This window comes from Variovorax sp. 01N429, assembly GCF_056399425.1.
Map to the genome: position 1 here is coordinate 1 of NZ_JBFTRG010000009.1, position 13,375 is coordinate 13,375.

Below are 13,375 nucleotides of genomic sequence, written 5' to 3' on the forward strand. Positions count from 1 at the left end.
GCGCGGCGCGGACCCCACGAAAAGCGAGCACCGCAGGTTGCCCGTAGCGCAGCGAAGGGACGCCCACAGCAGGGTCGCCTTTCTTTTGCTTCCTTTTCTTTGGCGAAGCAAAGAAAAGGAAGTCGCCCGCCGGGGCGAGTCCCGGCCCCCACCCTCAAACCCGCAAACACGGACAACAACAAACCACCCCAATACCAGAGGAGCCCAACGTGCTAACCGTAAAAAACATCCACCAGTATTACGGCGGCTCCCACATCCTCCGAGACGTCACCCTGCAAGCCCAACTCGGCAAGGTCACAGTCCTCCTAGGCCGCAACGGCGTAGGCAAAACCACCCTCCTCAAGTCCTTGATGGCCCTGGTCCCCATCAAAAGCGGCACCATCGAATTCAACGGCACCCCCATCCAAAAAAAGACCCCCTACGAAAGAGCCAGATCAGGCATGGGCTTCGTCCCCCAGGGCCGAGAAATCTTCGCCCGCCTCACCGTCGAGGAAAACCTCCGCATGGGCCTCGCCTACAAACCAGGCAGCACGCCCATCCCTCCGGAGCTCTTCGACCTCTTCCCCGTCCTCAAGCAGATGCTCAACCGCCGAGGCGGCGACCTCTCGGGCGGCCAGCAGCAACAACTCGCCATTGCCCGCGCTCTTGCACCGAAGCCCAAGCTCCTCATCCTCGACGAGCCCACTGAGGGCATCCAGCCCAGCATCATCAAGGACATCGGCCGCGTGATCCGCATGCTCGCGGACCGTGGCGACATGGCGATCCTGCTGTGCGAGCAGTACTACGACTTCGCACAAGAACTCGCCGACGATTACCTGGTGATGGAGCGCGGCGAGGTCATTGCCCGCGGCCTGGGCAAGGACATGGAAGCACAAGGCGTGCGCCAGATGGTCGCGATCTGACGCTGACCGCTGATCCTTATCAACGCACGGGCGGTTCCGCAGCGGCCATCCGCTCGCGCGCCAGCTTCGCAAACGCCTGCAACTCGGCTGCGTTCAGATCCGACACAGCCCACACTTGCATGCCGTCCTGCGTCCACTGCACAAGGTTGTAGCCTCGTCGCACAAGCATCCGGGGCGGCTTCGCCTTGTCGTTCGAGGCAGGCCAGATGAAGAGGTTGACGATGTGCTGGCCTGATCGATAGACCAGCGCAGCGACGGGCCTTCCTTCGATGTAGTCGAGGCGCCCGCCGATCAGCGGCTGGCCCTCGGCGGCGAGATCGACGACCGGCGGCGAGAAGTCGAGCTTGCCGGCAAACCAGGGTTTGACAGTGTGATGGTCCGACGACGCGACGTCGGTGAGATGCGCCGCCATAAGGGAACGCACGTGGCTGTCGGCGACAGCGTCGTCGAGCGACTCCGCAGTGGGCCCGAGCAACAGCGTGAACGCGAGGCCCCAGGCCGTGGCCGCACCGGCCCCGAAAAGCGCGATCGCCTGCAGCCATCGCCATGAACGGGCGGGCGGCTGCCGACGAACCACCGGCTGCACCTCCGAATTGCGCAGTTGCGCGCCGATTCGATCGGCAAGCGCTTGGGGCGGTGCATGCCGGGTGGCTTCGCGCCGGATCAGCAAGCCGAGTTCGTCGTCTTCAGGTGCTTGCATCGCGCTGGGCTCCAGGTTTCGGGGCGGGTGCTTCTTCACGCAGCGCGTCTCGCAGAAGGGCGCGGGCGCGCGAAAGGCGCGACATCACGGTCCCGGCCGGAATCCCGGCGATGCGCGCGATTTCTTCATACGACATCTCTTCCAGTTCGCGAAGCACGATCACCTCCCTGAGCGGCGGCGCGAGCGCCTCGATGGCGGCGTCGACGCGGCGCCCGAGCGCGCGGCGTTCCCATGAGATCGCCGGATCGCCGCCGTCGCGCGGACGCGATCCGATGCCGGCCGCGTCCACGCCGCTGTCACGCACTTCGTCGAATTCGACCTGATCGGCGAGATGACGGTGCTGGCGCATGGCGTCATAGCAGGCGTTGCGCACGATCCCCAAAAGCCACGGCCGCGCGCTTTCGCCGCGCAGGTCGTCATAGAAGCGAAACGCGCGCAAGCAGGCCTCCTGCACCGCGTCCTCGGCTTGCTGGTCGTCGCGCAGCAGCCAGCGGGCCAGGTTGTAGGCGGCGGGCAGGTGCGGCAGGGCCGCGGTCTCGAATCGGCGCGTGCGGTCGTTCAACGAAGTCCTTCCCCTGCATGACGGACGGGGTCGGCGATTTATTCCGGAGACTTTTCAGGGAATAGGCGAGGGCTTCGGGCCGTCATGCGTGATGGCGATTCTGTTCCTTCTCGCCCTACTTAGGAGTCCCTTCATGAAACCATCCTCGATCCTCGTCGCCGCGCTGACGGCACTGTGCGTGGCGGCCTCCGCCACTGCTGCGGGCCCCAAGGCCTATGTCGGCAACTTCAAGGACAACACCGTCAGCGTCATAGACACCGCGGCCGGCCGGGTCGTCGCGACGGTGCCGGTGGCGACAGGGCCGGACGGCATCGCCGTCGCGCGGGACGACACGCAGGTGTTTGTCAGCGGCTCGGGCGCCACCAGCCTCAGCGTGATCGACACCGCGAGCGACAAGGTCACAGGCACAGTGGAGGTCGGCAAGGGGCCGCAGGGCGTGGCGCTGACGCCGGACGGGCGCTGGCTGCTGGTCGCAGTCAACGGTGAGGACCGCGTCGCGGTGGTCGACACGAAGACGCACGACGTCGCGGCCACGGTGCCTGTGCCCAAGCCGCACACGATCGCGATTCGGCCGGACGGACGACAGGCCTATGTCTCTTCGCAGACGCCCGGCAACTTCGCGCTGGTGGTCATCGACCTGCCGTCGCGTGCAGTGACGACCAGCGTGCCTGTCGAAAAGACGCCGCGGGATCTCGAATTCAGCCCTGACGGCAAGGCGCTGTATGTCACGCTGGCGGGCTTGAGCGCGGTGCAGGTGTTCGACCCGGCATCGAACAAGGTGATGGGAGAGATTCCGACCGGCGTATCGCCGCACGTGGCGCACCACTTCGCTGACACGCGTTCGGGCGTGGTGGTGGTTCAGGGGCCGGGCGAGCTGATGCTCTTCGACCCGGCCACGCGGACGGCCACCGGCAGCGTCTCGGTGGGCAAGCAGCCGCATTGGGTGGATGTGCTGCCCGACCACTCGAAGGTGATGGTCACTAACGAGGGGTCGAACGACGTGAGCGTGGTCACGCTGGCTGGCGGGCCGGTGGCGACGATTCCGGTCGGTACGGCACCGCGCAAGGTGGCTGTGCAGCACGCGGCTGGCGGCGGCGCAACGGCCAAGGTGTCGATCGACAACTTCGCTTTCGGGCCGGCGCAGTTGGTGGTCGCGGCCGGGCAGCGCGTGACGTGGACAAACCACGACGGCGCGCCGCATGGCATTGCCTTTGGGGACGGCGCACCGGGTACCGATCTGATGCTGCCGGGGCAGGATTTCAGCCGCACCTTCTCGAAGGCGGGCGTCTACGACTACGTCTGCTCCGTGCATCCCTACATGACGGCGCGCGTCACGGTGAACTGAGCCTCGGTCCGCGGCGGGGCGATCGCGCACGCTGGCATCGCGGACGCGCTACGCTCTGGGCTGCTTTCACAGCCCGAGACCCGCCATGTCATTGCGCCCGTCCGTTCGCCCATCGCCACCCGGGAGCGCCGCGTGGATCAATTGACCGCTCTCATGGTCGAGCACGCGGTGGCGGTGGTGTTCATCGCCACTTTTGTCTCGCGGATCGGGCTGCCCTTGCCGGCAGCGCCCTTGCTCGTGGTGGCCGGCGCTCTGGCCGCTGCGGCGCAGCCGCTGGTGGTCGTGGCGCTGGTGGCGGCATCTTGGCTGGGCAACGTGCTGGGAAATGGGGTCTGGTTCTACGCGGGCCGGCTCTACGGTTATCGCTTCATGCGCCTTCTCTGCAAGATCTCGGTCTCGCCCGATTCCTGCGTCCGCAGCAGCGAAACGATGATCGGGCGCTGGGGCGGCCTCTCCCTGGTGGCGGCCAAGTTCGTGCCGGGCGTGTCGGTGGTGGCACCGCCGATGGCCGGTGCGCTGGGCATGAGCTCGCTGCGCTTTCTCGCTTTCGAGACCGCCGGGGCGCTGATGTGGACCGCGATTTTCCTGGCGCTCGGCTGGCTGTTCCGCGACCAGATCCAGTCCGTGCTGGACACGCTTTCAGAGGCAGGCGGAGTCGCTGTCGTTGCATTGGTGATTGCGCTGGTCGTGTTCGTGGCGTTTCGCTATTGGCGGCGTCGCGTCATGCTGCGTCTCACGGGGTTGCCGCGGGTGACCGTCGGTGAATTGCTCGGGTTGCTGGAGGGCGAGCCGCCGCCGATCGTCATCGACGTGCGGGGCGAAGGGGGCGTGCAGGTCGACCCGAGGCGCATTCCGGGTGCGCTGCCGATCTCGCTCAAGGAAATCCAGCAGCGGCGAGCCCGACTGCCTTTCGAAGGCGATGACCGCGAGATCATCCTGTATTGCAGTTGCCCCAATGAGATTTCGGCCGCGCTCGGTGCGCAGGCACTGCTGGCGCGAGGGATGAAGCGCGCCCGCCCGCTTGCAGGCGGTCTCGAAGCCTGGGTCGAGGCTGGGCACCCGACCCTGCAATACTGATCAGCGCTCGTCAGTGCCGCTCAGTGCCCCTCAGTGCCCCTCGGTGCCGAGTGGCGGCGCAATCTCCTCGAGCGGCTTGCGCTCCGCATCCACCGCCCAGCGCAGCGCCATCAGGCCAGCCACGATCACCAGCACGGCCCCGAATGCGTAGCCCGCGGCGACGGCGCCTCGGCTGCCGGTTTCGATCAGCGCACCGAACAGCACCGGCGCGACGAAGCCGCCCGCGCCGGTGCCCACCGCATAGAAGATCGATATCGCGACCGCGCGCATCTCCAGCGGAAAGACTTCGCTGACCGTGAGATACGCAGAGCTGGCCGCGGCCGACGCCAGGAAGAACACGGCCGACCAGCACAGCGCCTGGCTGCGCGCATCGAGCCAGCCCTGCATGAAAGCCCAGCCCGTGAGCGCCAGCCCCGCACCCGAGAGCACATAGGTCAGCGCAATCATCCGGCGACGGCCGACGCGGTCGAAGAGCGGCCCCAGCAGCAACGGCCCCAGCACGTTGCCAAGCGCGAACGGAAAAATATAGAGCCCGACTTTGCCTTCCGGCACGCCATGAAAGCGCGTCAGCACCAGCGCGTAAGTGAAGAAGATGGCGTTGTAGAAGAACGCCTGCGAAATCATCAACGCCATCGCCACCATGCTGCGCTGTGGATATCGACGCAGCAGGACACTCGCCACTTCGCGCCAGCCGGGGCGGGCGCCGTCACCGAGAGCCACATGGCCGGCAGCGGCAGGCAGTGCGCCATGTTGCGCCGCCACTTGCGCTTCGATCTGCTGCACGATGACTTCGGCCTCAGCCGCGCGGCCATGCGTCATCAGCCATCGCGGGCTTTCCGGCACGTCACGCCGCACGAGCAGGATCGCCACCGCCAGCACTGCCCCGAGCGCGAAGCCGGCGCGCCAGCCCAGCACCGGGCCCAGCACGCGCGGATCGAGCAGCCACAGGCTCAGGCCTGCGCCCAGCGCCGCACCGATCCAGAAGCTGCCATTGATCGTCAGATTGACGCGGCCACGCACGCGCGCCGGAATGAGTTCGTCGATCGCGGAGTTGATGGCTGCGTATTCGCCGCCGATCCCCAGCCCCGTCGCGAATCGGCACACGGCGAAGAAGATGAATCCCGGCGAGAAGGCCGTCGCCAGCGTGGCGACCGCGTAGATCACGAGTGTGAGCAGGAAGAGCCGCTTGCGCCCCAGCCGGTCGGCGAGCCTGCCGAACACCAGCGCGCCGATCACCGCGCCGCCGATGTAGAGCGACCCGGAAGCGCCGATCTGTGCTGCGGTGAGTGCCAGCGTGTCGGAGCGCTCCAGCACACTGCCGATGGAGCCGACCAGCGTGACTTCGAGCCCATCGAGCACCCAGGCCACGCCCAGCGCGATGACCACGCGCCAGTGCCAGCGCGACCAGGGCAGGCGGTCGAGGCGGGCCGGGATGTCGCTGCGTGCGGAGTCCATGTCGGCTTCGGTCCGGCCGCGTCCTTCTACATCGCCCAGATGCGCGGCGGCTGGCCGGGCAGCTTCCAGAGTTCGGCGCGCCAGGCCATCCAGATCTTGCGCAGCAGTTGCATCGCGGGTTCGACTACCGGCGCGAGCGCGCGAACGACGATGATTTCCGCATGCGGGCTGGTCGCGCCGGCGCTTTCCTGCAGCGCGTGCCCGTCGATCAGCGATCGTGCGGCGTCCAGCGCAGCCTCGCGCCGCTCGCGGGCAATTGGCGAACCGGCGACGAAGAAGATCGACGCAATGCAGCGATTGCCCGCAAAGCCCACAGGGCTCTGAAGCAGCCGATGGTCGGATGCATCGATGCGTCCGCGTTCGAGCCAGACCCCCGGTGCTTCGATGTGCTGCTGCAGCGTGCCTTGCTCGAAGGGCTTGCCGGCGTTGGGCAACCCGAGCGCGGTGACATCCCAGCCGATCAACTCGGCGCCGGGCGCAGCGCGCAGCATCAGCCGGTTTTCCGCGCGGCAGCCGCTGAAGCAGATGGCTTCGAGCGGCAACCATTCGAGGCGTGCGCCGGCGTCCAGCGTCAGCTCGGTGCGTTGCAGCGCGAGCTCGCCATCAGAGCGGTAGAAGCGGCTTGCGCCGGGTGTGGTGATCAGGCCATGGCTGCCGGGTGCGGCACGCACACGGATGTCCAGCGTGTCGCCGCCCACCAGCCCGCCGGGCGGATGGACCAGAACGTTGTGGCAAACGGCGTCGCCCTCCGGGTAGAGGCTCTGGAGAATGCGCAGGGGGCCGTCGTGGCTGAATCGCGCAACGCTGCGATGGTTTTCAAGCTGATAGTCGAGTTCGAGACGCGCGTGCCATGGCATGAACGCGAGTGTAGGGGCAGCGTGACGCTACTCGCCTCTGAGAAGGCGGCGAAGCTTGCCGCGAAGCGGGGTCTCTTCCCTGCGCGGGGGAACGCCCAGCTTCTGCGCCATGAACTCGCGCGTGCCGCCATTGCGCAAGTCGACCTCGCGCACGACCTGGCCCGCCTGATAGACGAATGCCACGTCGGCGAGTTCGAGCACATCGTCGATGTCGTGGGTGATCATCAGCACCGGAATACCCCACTCGCGGCGCATGATCGCGAGGTCCTGGCGAACACTGCTGCGCAGCATTGGATTGAGCGCGGCGAAGGGCTCGTCGAGCAGCAGAACCTGCGGCCGGCACGCCAGTGCGCGAGCCAGCGCCACCCTTTGCTGCTGGCCGCCAGAGAGCGTCCGGGGCCTGCTGTCGGCCATGGCGGTCAAATCGAAGCTTCGCAGCAGGGCTTCGACACGGTCGCTGTCTTTACGCGACATTCTTCGGTGGCGCCAGGAGGTGAGCCCGAATGCGATGTTGTCGCGCACCGAGAGATGCGGAAACAGGGCGTAGTTCTGGAAGAGATAGCCGATGCGGCGTTCGGGCGCTGGGATGTCGATGTGCCGCGTCGAATCGAACAGCGTGCGCCCATCCAGCCGCACATGGCCGCGAGCCGGGTGCAACAGCCCTGCGATCGCCTGAAATGTGAGCGACTTGCCTGCGCCCGAAGGGCCGTAGAGTGCCGCGAAAGGAACATCCGTCGCGAAGCGTGCGGCAAGATCGAAACGCCTGGCGTTGTCCGTGACAGTCAGTTGAAGATCGACATCGATCACGGTTTGCCGAAGCCGTATCGCGCCAGCGTCTGCTGCGCAGGGTCTGTCGAAAGGAAGGCGATGAAATCTCGCGCCAGGCTCTTTTCCTTGCTGTCGGCGATGACCGCGACCGGATAAGTCACCGGCGTGTGGCCGGTCGCAGTCAGCACGACCTTGACCTTGTCGCCCATGACTGCTGCATCAGTGCGATAGACGAATCCCGCTTCGGCCTCGCCCCGGCTCACGTAGTCGAGCACCTGGCGCACGCTGTCGGCCTGCACGAACCTGGGTTCCAGCGAGGTCCAGAGATTGGCTGCGTCGAGCACTTCCTTGGTGTAGCGGCCCACGGGCACCGTCGCCGTCTTGCCGATCGCGATCTTCTTGACGGCGGCGCCGCTCAGGTCCTGCAGCGACTTGATGCCCACGCCTTCCTTGGCCGGTTCGATGAGGACGAGGCTGTTGCTTGCGAAGTTCTTGCGCGTGGCGGCGTCGATCAGCTTCTGCTCGGTGGCGCGGTTCATGGTTTCCTTGTCCGCGCTGGCGAACACATCCACGGGCGCGCCCTGGCTGATTTGCTGCAGCAGCACGCCCGAAGCGGCGAAGTTGAACCGGACCGTCGCGCCCGGCTTGCTGGCCTCGAACTTCGGCCCGAGTTCCTTGAATGCATCCGTCAGGCTTGCGGCTGCCGACACGGTGATCTGCTGGGCGGCAGCGTCCAGCGGAAGGGCCAGTGCGAATATGACCGCGGTGAGGGAAGCGGCGAAACGCGACATATGCATGGGTGCGACTCTTCGAATTCAGCGGAGGGAGAAGAAGCGGTTCGAAAGAACCAGCACGGTGATCGACAGCAGCGACGTGATGATCACCAGCACCAGCGCGAGATCGTCGTTCCCGGCCTGGGCTGCGTCGTAGATCGCCATTGAAAGGGTCTGCGTCTGCTTGGGGATGGAGCCGGCCACCATCAGCGAAGCGCCGAACTCACCCATGGCTCGCGCAAACGCCAGCAGGGTGCCCGCCAGGATGCCCGGCCAGGCAAGCGGCAGAGTCACGCGCACAAAAACCGAAAGCGGTGACTGCCGCAGGGTGCTGGCGGCGGCTTCCAGCGAGCGATCGACGCCATTGAACGCCGCACTCGCGGACTTGAGCACCAGCGGCAACGCCACGACGGCCGAGGCTACGACGGCTCCGTGCCAGCTGAAGATGATGGTGTAGTCGAAGTGCTCGCGAAGCCAACTGCCGAGCGGACTGCGCCGCCCTGCGGCGACAAGGATGCCGTAGCCGATCACGGTCGGCGGCAGCACGAGCGGCAGCATGAACAGCGCTTCGAGCAGCGTGGAGCCCGGGAACTGCTTGCGCGCAAAGACCCATCCGAGCGCCACGCCGGCCAGCAGGGCCAGCAATGTCGCGAATGCAGCGACCTTCACCGACAGCACCAGCGGTGACCAGTCCATCGAGGCAAGCAGCGAGGGCGTCGTGTTCATATGGGAATGACGGCATTGTTGCACGGGGGTTCAGCAAGCGTCAAAGAACGATAGCCGGACGTCAATTCTCGGCCACCTCCATATCCTGAGCGATACAGCGAAACGATCTTTCGATCGCTCCCGATCGTGCAACTCATTGCGCCAGCAGGCGCGTCAATGCGGTGATGTCCGCCGCGGCCGCGACGCGCGCCGTGCTCTCGATCGCGCGGTAGTGCCGCACGAGCTGTTCGCCGACAGGCGTGAGCGCCGTTCCGCCGCCATGCGTGCCGCCAGCGGCTGTGCTGACCGCGGGCGAACTAAGCGCGCGGTTCATCTCGTCGATGAGCATCCAGGCGCGTCGGTACGACATGCCCAGCTGTCGTCCGGCGGCCGAGATCGAACCGGTCTCTGCGATGGCTTCGAGGAGGGCGATCTTTCCGGGGCCTATGGCGATGCTGTCGTCCCTGTAGATGCGCAGGCGGAACTGCACTTTGGATTTCATGCTGGGGAGGTTAATCGATCACGCGTTCAGGTCTTCCACGCCCCGACGTGCGCCGCGCTCGCCTCGTCGATCAGCGCCGGGCCGATACATTCGATCGGATGCGGTGACGAGCGAAACACATCCCGGCACGACAGTTCGGCGTCGCGCTGGTCGCCGTGCTCCCCGCGGAACACGCGCAGTCGCTCGGCGTCGATGCCGAACACAACGCGGCCGATGTTCGACCAGAAGATCGCGCCGGCGCACATCACGCAGGGCTCGCCCGACGAATAGATGGTTGCGCCGGCCAGTTCCTCGCGCGACAGCTTGCGTTCGCCGAGCATGCGGACTGCGTTGGTCTCGGCGTGGCCTGTCACGTCACCGGTTTCGGCTGTGTTGCAGAAGGCTTCGGCCAAGACCTCGCCGGCGGCGGAAACCACCACTGCGCCGAACGGGCGATTACCGCGTCGTCGCGCCGCATGCGACCAGACGATGGCTTTACGGAGATACCGTCCGTCGCGCTCGTCGAGTTGGGCTTCCGGAGGAAGGATGTCTGTATTTGGTGCACTCATGCGTGAATGCTACGTTCAGTGCGCGCAGGCAGCATCGAGCTGTTGAAAATGGCATCTGCAGAGGGTTTGCTTTTCAGGCCGAACACGTCGGCCACTTCGTCGACTTGCTGTTCGAGCGTGAGCTTGCGAATGGCGCCGAGCCCGTCGGCCCGCGCGTCCGCCGCGCCCACGTACTGAGCGGTGATGCCCCAGCGGTCGAGTTCAACCTTCGCATCGAGGATGGGCTCGCGCTGCCGCATCGCAGCAATGCTCGGCGCCGGGTTCGCGAAGGTCTCGACGATTGCGCGGTTGGTCGCGCGCAGAAAAGCGGCCACCGCCTTGGGGTTCTGCGCAATCAGATTGCTGCTGGCGAGGATGGCGTTTCCGTACAAATCGACGCCCGCATCCGAATACTTCAGCACCGAGAGTTCGTCCATCTTCATGCGCGCGAAAAGCGACACGGCCGAGTCATGGAAGTACGTGGCCGCATCGACGTCGCCGCGCACCATCACGTTGTCGCGCGCGCTGAAGTCGGTGGTCTGCCAGAGCAATGCGTCGCTCCTCATGCCTTGCTTGCGCGCGACCAGGGGCCACGCGCGGCGCGTCGACTCCACCGCTGCGGCGGCAACTTTCTTGCCTTGAAGGCTCTTGAAGTTGTCGCCGACGCCGTGGTCCTTGCGGCCGATGATCACGAACGGTGCGCGGTTGTAGTACTGATAGACCGCCTGCACCATGGGTGTGCCGGGGTTCTGCGCATTGAACTCGATCAGCGAGCTGATGTCGCCAAGGCCCAGTTGGTAAACGCCGCTTGCGATGCGCGTGATCGAGGCGACCGAGCCCGCACCCGTGTCGATCGTCACGTCCAAGCCTTCGTCCTTGTAGTAGCCCTTGGTCTCGGCGAGGAAGAAGGGCGACGTCTGGCCATTGATGCGGAAGTCGAGCGTGAACTTCAGCGGGGTGAGCTTCGAACCCTGCGCGAACACAGAGGGAGCGGCGAGGGCGGCGGCCCCGGCTGCGCAGGAAGTGAAGAAGGTACGGCGTTGCATGACGGGAGATCTCCGGAAAGTCGTGGGTCTTGATCGCCCGCCTCGCGGCGGGTCGCTTCAAGAGCAATTTCCGGGCGGCGCATGCGTGAGATGCGTGCGCAGCTGAACGCTTCTACTCTTGAACCGTCATTGCATGACGCGTGCCAGCCGAACACGGCGAAATGCAGGCCTGCAACTTGCGTGAGTAGCCGCGCAGAGTAGAAGCGTTCAGCCCGGCGTGCCTGGAATCACAGGCGGCTTGCGGTGGGAAATTGCTCTTTCATGGTCGTCCGTGCGCACACCCGAAGGAGTCTTTTCATGCTCGTCACGCAACAACCCGTCTTCCGCAAGTTCTGGCATGCCGTCATGCCACTGGCAGACCTGCAGCAGGGGCCGAAGCCCTTCACGCTGCTGGGCGAAAACATCGTGCTCTTCCTCGACGCCAAAGGCGAACCTGCCGCATTGCGCGATCGCTGCTGCCATCGCACCGCAAAGCTTTCGAAGGGCTGGTGCGTCGACGGCGAGGGCAAGTCTTGCGGGCAGGGGGCGCTCCAGTGCGGCTATCACGGATGGACGTACGACCGGAGCGGACAGGTGATCCGCATCCCGCAGTACGAGCCCGATCGGAAGATCTCGCCCGACTACAGGACCACCGCCTACCACTGCACGGCGCGCTACGGCTACGCGTGGGTGGCGCTCGAAGCGCCGATCGCGCCGATTCCGGACATCCCCGAGTTTGATGATCCAGCCTTTCGCACGATCTTCCAGTTCCATGAAGAGTGGAAGACCAGCCCCATGCGCGCGCTGGAGAACTCCTTCGACAACTCGCATTTCAGCTTCGTGCACCGTGCGACTTTCGGCGTGGCGGCCAGCCCGCAACCGAGCAAGTACGAGCTGATCGAGAACGACAACGGCTTTTATGCGGAGACCGTCATCCAGGCGGCGAACCCGGCGAAGTTCCATGCGATCAGCGGCGTCACGGATCCGATCACCACGCGGCACATGCGCAACGCCTACTTCCTGCCGTTCTCACGCCGGCTCGACATCGAATATCCCTCGGGCATTCGCCACATCATCATCAACTGCTTCACGCCCATCGACGATGGCCGCATGCAGCTGTGCCAATGGCTGTTTCGCAACGACACGGAAGCCGATTGCCCTGCTCGGATGCTCATCGACTTCGACGAGGAGATCACGCGCGAGGACAAGGACATTCTTGAATCCACCGATCCTGATGCGCTGGTCGACACGCGGCGCCGCGGTGTCGAATATTCAATGGAATCGGACCGGCCCGGGATGCTGATTCGCAAACACCTGATGCAGTTGCTCGCCAGGCACGGCGAGGCCGAAGTGCATGGCTGAAGTCCGCCGGGTCGCTACCATGCTGGCTGCACCATCAGGAGACCTCCATGAGCATCACTGTACGCCGCGACGGCATTACCGGCACCCGGCACATCGTCAAGATCCGTGCGCACGAGATTCCGATCGATGCCGCGCCATCGGCAGGCGGGCACGATGCGGGGCCTTCGCCGCATGACCTCTATGACGCATCGCTGGGGGCCTGCAAGGCGCTGACGGTGCTCGTCTACGCGCAGCGCAAGGGCATCCCGGTAGAGGACATCGAGGTGATCGTCGACCGCGACGACACCCAGGAGCGCCAAGGCACTTACCGGCTCGACACATCGTTGCGAGTGACGGGCAATCTCAGTGAAGAGCAGCGCGCCGAGTTGCTGCGCGTGGCGGCCAAGTGCCCGTTGCACCGGCTGATGACCGAAGTCAAGACCGAGATCGAGACGCGGCTCGTCTGACGGAACCGGGCACTCCGGATCCGGAAGTTCAGCCGACGACCACTTCGCTGATCTGCATCACCGGCTTCAGGTCGGTGTAGTGCGCGACGTCGGCCAGGATCTCCTTCGCGTGCGGGCCGAAGGCCGCCTGGAAAGCTTCGACCGAGTCGCAGAAGAGATGGCACATGCCCACATACACGGGTGGCGCGCCGGGTGCGCCGCCGGCGATGCCCTTGTCGATCGTGTAGGACTTGCAGGCATCGCCCATCAACCGCTTGAGCATCGGCATGTGCGAGTCACGGTAGTAGTCGTGGTCGAACCGGGCGCCGGGGGAATGCGGGTACATGACGCTGACTTTGATCATGAGGGTCTCCTGTGTGCAAGCAGGCA

At 65.5% G+C, this 13,375-nt stretch carries 16 protein-coding genes; 5 read left to right on the top strand and 11 right to left on the bottom strand.

Annotated elements, in window-relative coordinates:
* Positions 1 to 209 precede the first annotated feature (209 nt).
* Complete coding sequence (gene urtE, locus AC1DSF_RS16945) at positions 210 to 902, top strand: urea ABC transporter ATP-binding subunit UrtE (RefSeq protein WP_478183153.1); 693 nt, start codon at positions 210 to 212, stop codon at positions 900 to 902.
* 19 nt (positions 903 to 921) lie between these two features.
* Here urtE and AC1DSF_RS16950 read toward each other — a convergent pair whose 3' ends face one another.
* On the bottom strand, positions 922 to 1,602 hold the full coding sequence (locus AC1DSF_RS16950; protein WP_478183154.1) for an anti-sigma factor family protein: 681 nt from the start codon (positions 1,600 to 1,602) through the stop codon (positions 922 to 924).
* Positions 1,589 to 2,164, bottom strand: a complete 576-nt coding sequence (locus AC1DSF_RS16955; protein WP_478125610.1) for a sigma-70 family RNA polymerase sigma factor — start codon at positions 2,162 to 2,164, stop codon at positions 1,589 to 1,591. Before AC1DSF_RS16955 ends, AC1DSF_RS16950 begins: the two co-directional genes overlap by 14 nt.
* A gap of 133 nt (positions 2,165 to 2,297) precedes the next feature.
* Here AC1DSF_RS16955 and AC1DSF_RS16960 point away from each other — a divergent pair, with 133 nt between their 5' ends.
* Both AC1DSF_RS16960 and AC1DSF_RS16965 read left to right on the top strand, forming a co-directional pair.
* Positions 2,298 to 3,509, top strand: coding sequence for a YVTN family beta-propeller repeat protein (locus AC1DSF_RS16960; protein WP_478183155.1), 1,212 nt, complete (start codon positions 2,298 to 2,300; stop codon positions 3,507 to 3,509).
* A 132-nt stretch (positions 3,510 to 3,641) separates the two neighbouring features.
* Positions 3,642 to 4,586 (top strand): VTT domain-containing protein, encoded by a 945-nt coding sequence (locus AC1DSF_RS16965; protein WP_478125612.1) that lies wholly within the window; start codon positions 3,642 to 3,644, stop codon positions 4,584 to 4,586.
* A gap of 30 nt (positions 4,587 to 4,616) precedes the next feature.
* Here AC1DSF_RS16965 and AC1DSF_RS16970 read toward each other — a convergent pair whose 3' ends face one another.
* The 8 genes from AC1DSF_RS16970 to AC1DSF_RS17005 form a co-directional block, all read right to left on the bottom strand.
* Positions 4,617 to 6,041 (bottom strand): MFS transporter, encoded by a 1,425-nt coding sequence (locus tag AC1DSF_RS16970; protein WP_478183156.1) that lies wholly within the window; start codon positions 6,039 to 6,041, stop codon positions 4,617 to 4,619.
* Positions 6,042 to 6,067: 26 nt separating this feature from the next.
* Positions 6,068 to 6,898 carry an urease accessory protein UreD gene (locus tag AC1DSF_RS16975; RefSeq protein ID WP_478183157.1) on the bottom strand — a complete coding sequence of 277 codons (831 nt, stop codon included), beginning with the start codon at positions 6,896 to 6,898 and terminating at the stop codon, positions 6,068 to 6,070.
* 27 nt (positions 6,899 to 6,925) lie between these two features.
* On the bottom strand, positions 6,926 to 7,705 hold the full coding sequence (locus AC1DSF_RS16980) for an ABC transporter ATP-binding protein (RefSeq protein WP_478183158.1): 780 nt from the start codon (positions 7,703 to 7,705) through the stop codon (positions 6,926 to 6,928).
* On the bottom strand, positions 7,702 to 8,463 hold the full coding sequence (gene modA / locus AC1DSF_RS16985) for a molybdate ABC transporter substrate-binding protein (RefSeq protein WP_478183159.1): 762 nt from the start codon (positions 8,461 to 8,463) through the stop codon (positions 7,702 to 7,704). The genes AC1DSF_RS16980 and modA overlap by 4 nt, the downstream gene beginning before the upstream one ends.
* Positions 8,464 to 8,481: 18 nt before the next feature.
* Positions 8,482 to 9,165: a molybdate ABC transporter permease subunit gene (gene modB, locus AC1DSF_RS16990; protein ID WP_478183160.1), complete on the bottom strand. Its 684-nt coding sequence runs from the start codon at positions 9,163 to 9,165 to the stop codon at positions 8,482 to 8,484.
* 133 nt (positions 9,166 to 9,298) lie between these two features.
* Positions 9,299 to 9,646: a winged helix-turn-helix domain-containing protein gene (locus tag AC1DSF_RS16995; protein WP_478145181.1), complete on the bottom strand. Its 348-nt coding sequence runs from the start codon at positions 9,644 to 9,646 to the stop codon at positions 9,299 to 9,301.
* Positions 9,647 to 9,672: 26 nt separating this feature from the next.
* Positions 9,673 to 10,194, bottom strand: a complete 522-nt coding sequence (locus tag AC1DSF_RS17000; protein ID WP_478183161.1) for a nucleoside deaminase — start codon at positions 10,192 to 10,194, stop codon at positions 9,673 to 9,675.
* Positions 10,191 to 11,219 carry an ABC transporter substrate-binding protein gene (locus AC1DSF_RS17005; RefSeq protein ID WP_478183162.1) on the bottom strand — a complete coding sequence of 343 codons (1,029 nt, stop codon included), beginning with the start codon at positions 11,217 to 11,219 and terminating at the stop codon, positions 10,191 to 10,193. The genes AC1DSF_RS17000 and AC1DSF_RS17005 overlap by 4 nt, the downstream gene beginning before the upstream one ends.
* 297 nt (positions 11,220 to 11,516) lie before the next feature.
* Here AC1DSF_RS17005 and AC1DSF_RS17010 point away from each other — a divergent pair, with 297 nt between their 5' ends.
* Together AC1DSF_RS17010 and AC1DSF_RS17015 are read left to right on the top strand one after the other, a co-directional pair.
* Complete coding sequence (locus AC1DSF_RS17010) at positions 11,517 to 12,560, top strand: aromatic ring-hydroxylating dioxygenase subunit alpha (RefSeq protein ID WP_478125621.1); 1,044 nt, start codon at positions 11,517 to 11,519, stop codon at positions 12,558 to 12,560.
* 47 nt (positions 12,561 to 12,607) lie between these two features.
* On the top strand, positions 12,608 to 13,006 hold the full coding sequence (locus tag AC1DSF_RS17015) for an OsmC family protein (RefSeq protein ID WP_478125622.1): 399 nt from the start codon (positions 12,608 to 12,610) through the stop codon (positions 13,004 to 13,006).
* A 28-nt stretch (positions 13,007 to 13,034) separates the two neighbouring features.
* Here the strand turns inward: AC1DSF_RS17015 and AC1DSF_RS17020 are convergent, their stop codons facing one another.
* A complete protein-coding gene (locus AC1DSF_RS17020; RefSeq protein WP_478125623.1) occupies positions 13,035 to 13,349 on the bottom strand; it encodes an EthD family reductase in 315 nt (104 codons plus the stop codon).
* Positions 13,350 to 13,375 lie beyond the last annotated feature (26 nt).

Bases quoted from the DNA above. Each gene is read 5' to 3' on its own strand.
- AC1DSF_RS16950 (WP_478183154.1), bottom strand. From the start codon at position 1,602: ATGCAAGCACCTGAAGACGACGAACTCGGCTTGCTGATCCGGCGCGAA.
- AC1DSF_RS16960 (WP_478183155.1), top strand. From the start codon at position 2,298: ATGAAACCATCCTCGATCCTCGTCGCCGCGCTGACGGCACTGTGCGTG.
- AC1DSF_RS16970 (WP_478183156.1), bottom strand. From the start codon at position 6,041: ATGGACTCCGCACGCAGCGACATCCCGGCCCGCCTCGACCGCCTGCCC.
- AC1DSF_RS16975 (WP_478183157.1), bottom strand. From the start codon at position 6,898: ATGCCATGGCACGCGCGTCTCGAACTCGACTATCAGCTTGAAAACCAT.
- modA (WP_478183159.1), bottom strand. From the start codon at position 8,463: ATGCATATGTCGCGTTTCGCCGCTTCCCTCACCGCGGTCATATTCGCA.
- modB (WP_478183160.1), bottom strand. From the start codon at position 9,165: ATGAACACGACGCCCTCGCTGCTTGCCTCGATGGACTGGTCACCGCTG.
- AC1DSF_RS16995 (WP_478145181.1), bottom strand. From the start codon at position 9,646: ATGAAATCCAAAGTGCAGTTCCGCCTGCGCATCTACAGGGACGACAGC.
- AC1DSF_RS17000 (WP_478183161.1), bottom strand. From the start codon at position 10,194: ATGAGTGCACCAAATACAGACATCCTTCCTCCGGAAGCCCAACTCGAC.
- AC1DSF_RS17005 (WP_478183162.1), bottom strand. From the start codon at position 11,219: ATGCAACGCCGTACCTTCTTCACTTCCTGCGCAGCCGGGGCCGCCGCC.
- AC1DSF_RS17010 (WP_478125621.1), top strand. From the start codon at position 11,517: ATGCTCGTCACGCAACAACCCGTCTTCCGCAAGTTCTGGCATGCCGTC.
- AC1DSF_RS17015 (WP_478125622.1), top strand. From the start codon at position 12,608: ATGAGCATCACTGTACGCCGCGACGGCATTACCGGCACCCGGCACATC.
- AC1DSF_RS17020 (WP_478125623.1), bottom strand. From the start codon at position 13,349: ATGATCAAAGTCAGCGTCATGTACCCGCATTCCCCCGGCGCCCGGTTC.